At 72.1% G+C, this 9,718-nt stretch carries 10 protein-coding genes; 7 read left to right on the forward strand and 3 right to left on the reverse strand.

Annotation, left to right across the window (positions count from 1 at the left end; all coding sequences use genetic code 11):
- The first annotated feature begins 84 nt into the window (after window positions 1-84).
- Genes AOK17_RS24945 through AOK17_RS24955 form a run of 3 tightly spaced genes read left to right on the forward strand, consistent with a single transcriptional unit; the run spans window position 85 to window position 2,116 of the window.
- On the forward strand, window positions 85-666 hold the full coding sequence (locus tag AOK17_RS24945; protein WP_055614788.1) for a ferric reductase-like transmembrane domain-containing protein: 582 nt from the start codon (window positions 85-87) through the stop codon (window positions 664-666).
- Complete coding sequence (locus AOK17_RS24950; RefSeq protein ID WP_055614789.1) at window positions 663-1,901, forward strand: NADH-ubiquinone oxidoreductase-F iron-sulfur binding region domain-containing protein; 1,239 nt, start codon at window positions 663-665, stop codon at window positions 1,899-1,901. Before AOK17_RS24945 ends, AOK17_RS24950 begins: the two co-directional genes overlap by 4 nt.
- 5 nt (window positions 1,902-1,906) lie before the next feature.
- The gene (locus AOK17_RS24955) at window positions 1,907-2,116 is read left to right on the forward strand and encodes a ferredoxin (RefSeq protein ID WP_055614790.1); all 210 of its coding nucleotides are present in this window, start codon (window positions 1,907-1,909) and stop codon (window positions 2,114-2,116) included.
- Between the two features lie 53 nt (window positions 2,117-2,169).
- On the opposite strand, the gene AOK17_RS24960 is transcribed toward AOK17_RS24955, so the two are convergent.
- The 3 genes from AOK17_RS24960 to AOK17_RS24970 are packed head-to-tail and all read right to left on the reverse strand — an operon-like array spanning window position 2,170 to window position 4,118.
- Window positions 2,170-3,063, reverse strand: coding sequence for an aminoglycoside phosphotransferase family protein (locus AOK17_RS24960; protein WP_055614791.1), 894 nt, complete (start codon window positions 3,061-3,063; stop codon window positions 2,170-2,172).
- A gap of 27 nt (window positions 3,064-3,090) precedes the next feature.
- Entirely contained in the window at window positions 3,091-3,564 is a 474-nt protein-coding gene (locus tag AOK17_RS24965) for a ferritin-like domain-containing protein (RefSeq protein ID WP_055614792.1), read from the reverse strand.
- Between the two features lie 11 nt (window positions 3,565-3,575).
- Window positions 3,576-4,118, reverse strand: a complete 543-nt coding sequence (locus AOK17_RS24970) for a hypothetical protein (protein ID WP_055614793.1) — start codon at window positions 4,116-4,118, stop codon at window positions 3,576-3,578.
- Between the two features lie 205 nt (window positions 4,119-4,323).
- Here AOK17_RS24970 and rimP point away from each other — a divergent pair, with 205 nt between their 5' ends.
- The 4 genes from rimP (at window position 4,324) to infB (ending at window position 9,663) form a co-directional block, all read left to right on the forward strand.
- The gene (gene rimP / locus AOK17_RS24975; protein ID WP_055614794.1) at window positions 4,324-4,842 is read left to right on the forward strand and encodes a ribosome maturation factor RimP; all 519 of its coding nucleotides are present in this window, start codon (window positions 4,324-4,326) and stop codon (window positions 4,840-4,842) included.
- 2 nt (window positions 4,843-4,844) lie between these two features.
- Window positions 4,845-5,840 (forward strand): transcription termination factor NusA, encoded by a 996-nt coding sequence (nusA, locus tag AOK17_RS24980; protein ID WP_055614795.1) that lies wholly within the window; start codon window positions 4,845-4,847, stop codon window positions 5,838-5,840.
- Between the two features lie 193 nt (window positions 5,841-6,033).
- Window positions 6,034-6,315 (forward strand): YlxR family protein, encoded by a 282-nt coding sequence (locus AOK17_RS24985; RefSeq protein ID WP_107102490.1) that lies wholly within the window; start codon window positions 6,034-6,036, stop codon window positions 6,313-6,315.
- A 162-nt stretch (window positions 6,316-6,477) separates the two neighbouring features.
- Window positions 6,478-9,663 (forward strand): translation initiation factor IF-2, encoded by a 3,186-nt coding sequence (gene infB / locus AOK17_RS48805; RefSeq protein WP_079053267.1) that lies wholly within the window; start codon window positions 6,478-6,480, stop codon window positions 9,661-9,663.
- Window positions 9,664-9,718: the final 55 nt, after the last annotated feature.

The following is a 9,718-nucleotide window of genomic DNA, read 5'->3' on the forward strand; positions in this document are numbered from 1 at the left end:
TGGGGGCGCAGCCCCCAGGGATGGGAAGGGTAAGGGCGGCGGGGGCGAGGAATCCCCGGCGGCGGACACCACGGAGGCGGCCCCATGACCGACGCCTCCGTCCTCTGGTACGCCAACCGGGCCACCGGAGCCGTCTGCCTGGTGCTGTTCACCGTGGTGGTGCTCCTGGGCGTGGCGGTACGCCTGAGGACCCGCCTCCCAGGCCTCCCCCGCTTCGGCACGGTCTCCCTCCACCGCACGATCTCCCTCTCCGCGACGGCCTTCCTGGCCATCCACATAGCCACGGCGGTCATCGACGGCTACGTCGACATCAGCCCCCTCGACGTCCTGATCCCGTTCGCCTCCGACTACCAGCCCCTCTGGCTGGGCCTCGGCACGGTCGCCCTGGACCTGATGCTCGCGGTCCTGATCACCAGCCTCTTCCGAGCGAGGCTCGGCCACCGCACCTGGCGAGCAGTCCACTGGCTGGCCTATGCCTCCTGGCCGGTGGCCCTGATCCACGGCATCGGCATCGGCACGGACACGGGCACCGACTGGATGCTCTGGCTGACCGTCACCTGCGTGGCAGCGGTCCTCACCGCCTTCACGATCCGCGTCGTCCAGGCCGCACGGGCCAACCGCAGCACCCCCGCCACCCTCCTCACCGCCGAAGGGGCGCGACCATGACCAGCACGTTCACGGACACCCTCATGCCCCCACGCCTCCTCGCCCCCGGAGGCACCCCGGCCGACCGCGCCACGCACGAGACCCGCTACGGCCCCCTCACCCACACCGACCCGGCCGCCCTCCTGCGCACCCTCGCGGAGTCCGGCCTCACCGGCCGGGGCGGCGCCGCCTTCCCCACGTACCGCAAGTTCGTATCCGTCATCGACGCGGCCCGCCGCACCGGCCGCGCCCCGGTCGTCGTCGCGAACGGCGCCGAGGGCGAACCGGCGAGCGCCAAGGACAAGACCCTGCTGAGCCTGTCCCCCCATCTGGTCCTGGACGGGCTGCAGTTGGCGGCCCGGGCGACCGGAGCGGGGGAGGCGTACCTGGCCGTGGAGGACGGAGCCACCCGCCTCGAAACTGCCCTGGCCGAACGCGACGACCTCTTCCCCGAACGCGACAACCCCTTCCCCGTACGCGTCGTACGCGTACCCAAACGCTTCCTGTCGGGCGAGTCCTCGGCCCTCGCCCAGCACCTCTCCGGCCACGCGGCCCTGCCCCGCCACCAGGACCCTCCGGTGCGCGAACAGGGCGTACGCAGGGCGCCCACCCTCGTCCAGAACGTGGAGACGCTCGCGCACCTCGCGCTGATCGCCCGCTACGGAGCGGACTGGTTCCGCTCGGCCGGCACCCCGTCGGAACCGGGCGGCGCCCTGTGCACGGTCCACGTGCAGGGCCGCGAGCCGCAGGTGGTGGAGGCCCCTTTCGGCATGCCCCTGCACCGACTGCTCCCGCTGGAGGGCACCGGCGCGATCCTGCTCGGCGGCTACCACGGCACCTGGATCCCGACCGCCGAGGCGGCCCGACTCGGCCTGTCCGCAGCCACCTTGGGCGCGGGCGTCCTCGCCGCCCTCCCCGCCGACCGCTGCGGCCCCGCCGAAACGGCCCGCGTCCTGCGGTATCTGGCCCTCGAATCGGCCGGCCAGTGCGGCCCCTGCCTCAACGGCCTGCCGCGTATCGCCGCCGCCTTCCGCACCCTGGCCGCCCCCGGGCCCCAGGGCACCGCCCGCGACGACGTCGCCCGCTGGGCGGGACTCGTCGAGGGCCGCGGCGCCTGCCACCACCCCGACGGCACGGTCCGCCTGGTCCGCAGCGCCCTCACCACCTTCGCCGCCGAACTCGACGCCCACGCCCGGGGCCTGTGCTCCGCGACCGACCGCACACCCCTGCTGCCCGTCCCCGAGCACCGGAGCTGACAGACATGGACCAGCTGCCCCAGCACCTCGACATCGACTGGACGTCCTGCCGGGCCCACGGCCTCTGCGCCGAACTGCTCCCCGAACACGTCACCCTCGACGAATGGGGCTACCCCCTCGTCGACGCACGCCCCGTCCCCGCCCGCACGTTGAAACGCGCCCGCAGAGCAGCGGCGGACTGCCCGGTCCTGGCCCTCAAACTCGCGGCGGCATGACGGCACCCATGCCACCCACGCCACCTATGCCAACCACGCCGAACCACCGGTTCCTACAACCAGCTCGCGAACTCCAGCAACAGCTCCGCGTCCTGGGACCGGCCCACTCGCCGGGCCCGTACGCCCGACTCCACGGCCCGGAACAGGGTCCAGCCCCGCACCCGCTCCTGGTCCAGGTCCAGGGACTCCGCGAGGCGCTTCACCCGGCGGCGGGTGATGGCGGAGCCGGACGGGGAGGCGATCACGTCCTCGACCCGGTCACGGACCAGCCGGGCCAGGTCGAAGGCGCACTCGCCGACGACGGGGTCGGGCCCCACGGCCAGCCAGGGGCTGCGCTCGCCGGCCAGCACCTTGCTCTGCCGGAAGGTGCCGTGCAGGAGGCGGGACTCGGGCGGGGAGGCCAGGAGTTCGTCGCGTACCGCCAGGGCCGCGTCGACCAGTGGCGCCGCTTCCGCGTCTGCGCCCGCCCGCATCGCCTCGGCCTGCCGCCCGGTCCGCTCGGAGACTGTCTCGAAGACCGTGCCGGCCGGTGGCTCGACCCACAGGCGGCGCAGCGCCCCCGCGGCCTCCAGCATCGACTTGGCCTCGGCCAGCGAACGCACCGACACATCGGGATGCAGCCGCTCAAGGAGCAGTACGCCCTCGGCACCGGCCGGCTCCAGGAGCCGTACCGCACCCAGGCCGTCCCAGTGCGCGAGCGCGGCCCGTTCGCTCTCCGGGCGGGCCCGGCCGGGCGCGAGTTTCAGGACGGCGGGAGTGCCGTCCGGCAGCCGCACCAGGACCACCAGGCTGCTGCGCCCGCCGGGGACCTGAACGCGCTCCACGGTCAACTCGCGTAGCGCGACGGCCTGCTGAGCCGCCTCGGGCAGCTTCTCCAGCCAGTCGTCACCGCTCGGTGCCGCCTCGCCGAGCGCCTTGACGAGACGCCGCGGCGGTTCGAAAGCCATGCGCGAGTCGTTTCCTTCCTGTACGCGTTACGACGGCGGTGCCGCCGACGCGGTGGACTGGGCCGACCGCTCCGCGAGACCAGGGAAGGCTACGCTCTCGCCCCGCCAGCGCACCGCCCGCACCGCCGCGTCCCGCAGCGCCTCGGCGGCCGACCGGCGCCGGTCGCCCTCCGCGGCACGGACCAGGTCGGAGTACACCCCGGCCACCCGGTCCTCCAGCTCGGCGGCGAGCCGCACGGCCGACTCCGCGTCCGTCACCGGGAACGGCAGCGCGTACGCGGCCGCCGCGGGCTTGGGCTTCCCGCGCAGGTCGCGCACCGTACGCGCCAGTTCGTCCCGCCGGGCCCGGTGCGCGTCGTATGCCGCCCGAGCCTCGCTGCGCCGGTCCTCGCCGATCTTCCCGCCCACGACCCCGTAGCCGTACACGGCGGCGTGCTCGGCGGCGAGCGCGGCCTGTACGGCCGTCAGCGCCTTGGCCTTCGACTCGGCCTTTCCGGCCATTCCGGAACCGCTCACTTCTCGCCCTCCGTCAGCAGAAACGCGTGCACCGCACCGGCCGCCGCCACCGAGGCCAGCAGCCGCGCCAGCTCTCCCGGCACGTCCATGAGCGCCTTCGTACGCCGGTCCGCCAGCGTCCGCTCGGCCGCGGCGAGTTCGGCGAGGGCGTCCTTCTCCACGGCCGGCACTTCGGCGGACGGGCCGGGGGAAGGCGTCGTGGAAGCACTCGCGGACGGAGAGGCCGACTTGGACGCCCCCTTGCCTCCGCCGAACGCCTTCGCGTGCCGTACGACCTCCGCCCGCAGTGGTGACAGTCGCTCGGCCAGTGCGGGATGCACGGCGAGCACGGCCTCGTACCGCTCCGCGAGCCGCTCGCTGTCGCGGGCCGCACGCGCGCGTGCCCGCTCGGCGGCGGACGTGCTCCCGCCGGTGGTCCCGGAGGAGGAGTCGGAGGAGGAACAGCCCGTGAGCAGCGCGGCGCCGGCACCGGCGGCCCCGGCGAGCAGGCTCCTTCGGCGCGGCCCGGAGGGGATGCGCGACGGCAGGGTGAACGGCACGGCAGACGTCCTCGGAGGGCTCGTACGAACGGAAGGGCGGCAGGCCCGTGATCACGGTACCCGGGTAGTGCCCCCGCACCCACCAGCGGCGCCGTCCCGCCGTCGGGCGGGCCACGGTGGACGGCAACACCCCTTGGGACCGGATACCCTTTGACCTGACACGCGACCTACCCACAACAGCACACGCGGCCGAGGAGTCACCCGGATGAGCACCACCCAGAGCGAGAGGCTTCGAGAGCTCCTGGAACCGCTCGTCAGCTCGCAGGGACTCGATCTCGAGGAGATCGAGGTGGACTCGGTAGGACGCAAGCGTGTGCTGCGCGTCGTGGTCGACTCCGACGAAGGAGCCGATCTGGACGCGATCGCCGATGTGAGCCGCGCGCTCTCGGCGAAGCTCGACGAGACCGACGCGATGGGCCAGGGCGAGTACACCCTCGAAGTGGGAACCCCCGGTGCCGAGCGCGAGCTCAAGGAACACCGTCACTACGTACGCGCCACGGACCGCCTGGTGAGATTCCAGCTGACGAGCGGCGACGAACTGGTCGCCCGGATCCTGACGGTGGACGAGGACGGGATCGACCTGGAGGTGCCCGGCGTCAAGGGACGCAAGGCCACCGCCCGCAGGATCGCCTTCGAGGACATCGACAAGGCGCGCGTCCAGGTCGAGTTCAACCGCAAGAGCAACGAGAACGACACAGACATGAAGGAAGAGGAGGAGGCGTAGCCGTGGACATCGACATGAGTGCCCTGCGGGGCTTGGTGCGGGAGAAGGAGATCTCCTTCGACCTGCTGGTCGAGGCGATCGAGTCGGCCCTCCTCATCGCCTACCACCGCACCGAGGGAAGCCGCCGCCACGCGCGCGTCAAGCTCGACCGGGAGACCGGTCATGTGACCGTGTGGGCGAAGGAGGACGCCGAGGACCTGGAGGAGGGTCAGGAGGCGCGCGAGTTCGACGACACCCCGTCCGACTTCGGCCGGATCGCCGCCACCACCGCCAAGCAGGTCATCCTGCAGCGCCTGCGGGACGCGGAGGACGACGCGACGCTCGGCGAGTACGCGGGCCGCGACGGCGACATCGTCACCGGTGTCGTCCAGCAGGGCCGCGACCCGAAGAACGTGCTCGTCGACATCGGCAAGCTGGAGGCCATCCTGCCGGTGCAGGAGCAGGTCCCCGGTGAGACCTACACGCACGGCCTGCGGCTGCGGTCGTACGTCGTGCGGGTGGCGAAGGGCGTACGCGGTCCCTCCGTGACCCTCTCCCGTACGCACCCCAACCTGGTGAAGAAGCTCTTCGCCCTTGAGGTGCCGGAGATCGCCGACGGTTCCGTCGAGATCGCCGCGATCGCCCGCGAGGCCGGCCACCGCACGAAGATCGCCGTCCGGTCCACCCGGTCCGGTCTGAACGCCAAGGGCGCCTGCATCGGCCCCATGGGCGGGCGCGTGCGCAACGTCATGGCCGAGCTGAACGGCGAGAAGATCGACATCGTCGACTGGTCGGACGACCCGGCGGAGATGGTGGCGAACGCGCTGTCCCCGGCCCGGGTCTCCAAGGTCGAGGTCGTGGACCTCGCGGCACGCTCCGCGCGCGTGACGGTCCCCGACTACCAGCTGTCCCTGGCGATCGGCAAGGAAGGGCAGAACGCCCGGCTCGCCGCCCGCCTGACCGGCTGGCGCATCGACATCCGTCCGGACACCGAGCAGCCCGCCGAGAAGCAGGACTGAGCCGGGACCGGGACGGGTCCGAGGCGAGTTCGAGGCGGATCCGAGGAGGGACCGGGCCGAAAGAGGACCTGGTCCGGGGGCGTCAACGGCAAGATCGGGAATAGATCACGCCGTGTGACGCTTGGATTACGACAACAACCGTTCGATTCTTGCCCCAAAGGGGTGAGGTCGGTGCGGGGAGGTAGACTTAAGAGTGTCTGGCCGGACGCATGCCCGCGCATGCCCTGAGCGCACCTGTGTGGGGTGCCGGGAGCGAGCGGCCAAGATCGATCTGCTGCGCACCGTGGCGGCCGAGGGCGAATGCGTCCCCGATCCTCGCGGTACGCTGCCCGGCCGGGGTGCGTATGTACACCCCGCCCTCGTCTGTCTCGACCTGGCGGTCCGCCGCCGGGCGTTCACGAGGGCGCTGCGTGCCCCGGGTCCGCTCGACACAAAGGCGTTGCGCCTGTACGTCGAGCAGATAGACAGTTGCTGAGCAGGCAACACCGTAAAACGTGTCGCACGGAACCCCGTGCGGCCCTGGTACCCCGCGAGTTGGAAGTAGGTCGAGATTGCGATGAGCACTCGATGAGCACGCGATGAGTACGCCCATGAAGTAGCGACGGTCCGGACGCAACCCGGACCTAAAAGGAGCGAAGTGGCTAAGGTCCGGGTATACGAACTCGCCAAGGAGTTCGGGGTGGAGAGCAAGGTCGTCATGGCCAAGCTCCAAGAACTCGGTGAATTTGTCCGTTCGGCGTCCTCGACGATCGAGGCGCCCGTAGTACGCAAGCTGACCGACGCCCTGCAGCAGGGCAACGGCGGCGGCAAGCCCGCCCCGCGCAAGGCCGCGCCCGCCAGGCCCGGCGCGCCTTCTCCGGCGCAGGGCGCCCGTCCGGGTCCGGCAGCGCCGCGCCCGCCGGCCCCGAAGCCGGCCGCTGCGGAGACGCCCGCGTCCCCGGCGGCTCCGGCCGCTGGTCCGCGTCCGACTCCGGGCCCCAAGCCCCCGGCGCCGGCGCCGAAGCCCGCTCCGGCGTCCCCGGCTCCGGCCGCGCCCGAGTTCACGGCACCCCCGGCGGCTCCCGCCGCTCCGGCGGCCTCCGCGGCTCCGGCCGCGGGTCCCCGTCCGAGCGGTGCCCGTCCCGGCGCCCCGAAGCCCGGTGTCCGTCCGGCCGGTCCCGCACAGGGTGGTCAGGGCGGTCAGGGTGGTCCCGGTCAGGGCCGCGGCGAGCGCGGTGACCGTGGCGACCGTCAGGGCGCCCCGCGTCCCGGCGGCCAGGGCACGCGTCCCGGTGGTCGTCCGGCCGGTCCCCGTCCGGGCAACAACCCGTTCACCTCTGGTGGCTCCACCGGTATGGCGCGCCCGCAGGCGCCCCGTCCGGGCGGCGCCCCGCGCCCCGGTGGTCCCGGTGCCGGTGCCCCGGGCGGCTCGCGTCCCCAGGGTGCGGGCCAGGACCGTGGTCCCCGTCCGCAGGGTGGTCCCGGTGGCGCCCCGCGTCCCGGCGGCGGCCCCGGCGGCAACCGTCCGAGCCCGGGCGGCATGCCTCGTCCGCAGGGTGGTCCCGGTGGCGCTCCGCGTCCCGGTGGTGGCCCCGGTGGCAACCGTCCGAACCCCGGCATGATGCCGCAGCGTCCCGCTGCCGGTAGCCCGCGTCCCGGCGGCGGTGGTCCTGGTGGCCGCGGTCCCGGCGGTGGCGGTCGTCCCGGCGGTGGCGGTGGCGGCGGTCGTCCCGGCGGCGGCGGCTTCGCCGGTCGTCCGGGCGGTCCCGGTGGCGGCGGTGGCGGTTTCGCCGGTCGTCCCGGTGGTCCCGGTGGCGGTGGCGGCGGTTTCGCCGGTCGTCCGGGTGGTCCCGGCGGTGGCGGCGGCGGTCGTCCCGGCTTCGGTGGTCGTCCCGGTGGTCCGGGTGGCCGTGGTGGCACACAGGGCGCCTTCGGTCGTCCCGGTGGTCCCGCGCGTCGTGGCCGCAAGTCGAAGCGGCAGAGGCGCCAGGAGTACGAGGCCATGCAGGCCCCGTCGGTCGGCGGTGTGATGCTGCCTCGTGGCAACGGACAGTCCGTCCGTCTGTCGCGCGGTGCGTCCCTCACCGACTTCGCCGAGAAGATCAACGCCAACCCGGCGTCGCTCGTCGGCGTGATGATGAACCTCGGCGAGATGGTCACTGCCACGCAGTCCGTCTCCGACGAGACGCTGAAGCTCCTCGCGGACGAGATGAACTTCGTCCTCGAGATCGTCAGCCCCGAGGAGGAGGACCGCGAGCTGCTCGAGTCCTTCGACATCGAGTTCGGCGAGGACGAGGGTGGCGAGGAGTTCCTCGTCGCGCGTCCGCCGGTCGTGACCGTCATGGGTCACGTCGACCACGGTAAGACCCGCCTGCTCGACACCATCCGCAAGACGAACGTCGTCGCGGGCGAGGCCGGTGGCATCACCCAGCACATCGGTGCCTACCAGGTCGCGACCGAGGTCAACGGCGAAGAGCGTCGCATCACCTTCATCGACACCCCGGGTCACGAGGCGTTCACCGCCATGCGTGCCCGTGGTGCCAAGTCGACCGACATCGCGATCCTCGTGGTGGCGGCCAACGACGGTGTGATGCCCCAGACGATCGAGGCGCTGAACCACGCCAAGGCGGCCGAGGTGCCGATCGTGGTCGCGGTCAACAAGATCGACGTCGAGGGTGCCGACCCGACCAAGGTGCGCGGTCAGCTCACCGAGTTCGGTCTGGTGGCCGAGGAGTACGGCGGCGACACGATGTTCGTCGACATCTCCGCCAAGCAGGGCCTCAACATCGAGAGCCTGCTGGAGGCCGTGGTCCTCACCGCGGACGCCTCGCTCGACCTGCGGGCCAACCCGGAGCAGGACGCGCAGGGTATTGCGATCGAGTCCCACCTCGACCGTGGCCGCGGTGCCGTCTCGACGGTCCTGGTCCAGCGCGGCACGCTGCGCATCGGCGACACCATGGTGGTCGGCGACGCGTACGGCCGTGTCCGGGCGATGCTCGACGACAACGGCAACAACGTCGAGGAAGCGGGTCCGTCGACCCCCGTCCTGGTCCTGGGTCTCACCAACGTCCCGGGTGCCGGCGACAACTTCCTGGTCGTCGACGAGGACCGCACGGCGCGTCAGATCGCCGAGAAGCGCGCGGCGCGCGAGCGCAACGCCAACTTCGCCCGGCGTGGAGTCCGGTTCTCCCTGGAGAACCTGGACGAGGCGCTCAAGGCCGGTCTGGTGCAGGAACTCAACCTCATCATCAAGGGCGACGCGTCCGGTTCGGTGGAGGCTCTCGAGTCCTCGCTGCTCCAGCTCGACGTCGGCGAAGAGGTCGACATCCGCGTCCTGCACCGGGGCGTGGGTGCGGTCACCGAGTCGGACATCGACCTGGCGACCGGCTCCGACGCGATCGTCATCGGCTTCAACGTCCGCGCTGCGGGCCGCGCGGCACAGATGGCGGAGCGCGAGGGCGTCGACGTCCGCTACTACTCGGTGATCTACCAGGCCATCGAGGAGATCGAGGCAGCCCTCAAGGGCATGCTCAAGCCGGAGTACGAAGAGGTCGAGCTCGGCACGGCGGAGATCCGCGAGGTCTTCCGCTCGTCCAAGCTGGGCAACATCGCCGGTGTGCTGGTCCGCTCCGGCGAGGTCAAGCGCAACACCAAGGCGCGGTTGCTGCGCGATGGCAAGGTCATCGCGGAGAGCCTCACCATCTCCGGTCTGCGCCGCTTCAAGGACGACGTCACCGAGATCCGCGAAGGCTTCGAGGGCGGTATCAACCTCGGAAACTTCAACGACATCAAGATCGACGACGTCATCGCGACGTACGAGATGCGCGAGAAGCCGAGGTCGTAACACCTGCGGCGGGTTCGAACCGTGTGGGGTTGGCCGACGAGGACATGTCCTCGTC

The organism is Streptomyces phaeochromogenes, assembly GCF_001418655.1.
In the GTDB taxonomy this organism is placed as follows: Bacteria; Actinomycetota; Actinomycetes; order Streptomycetales; family Streptomycetaceae; genus Streptomyces; species Streptomyces phaeochromogenes.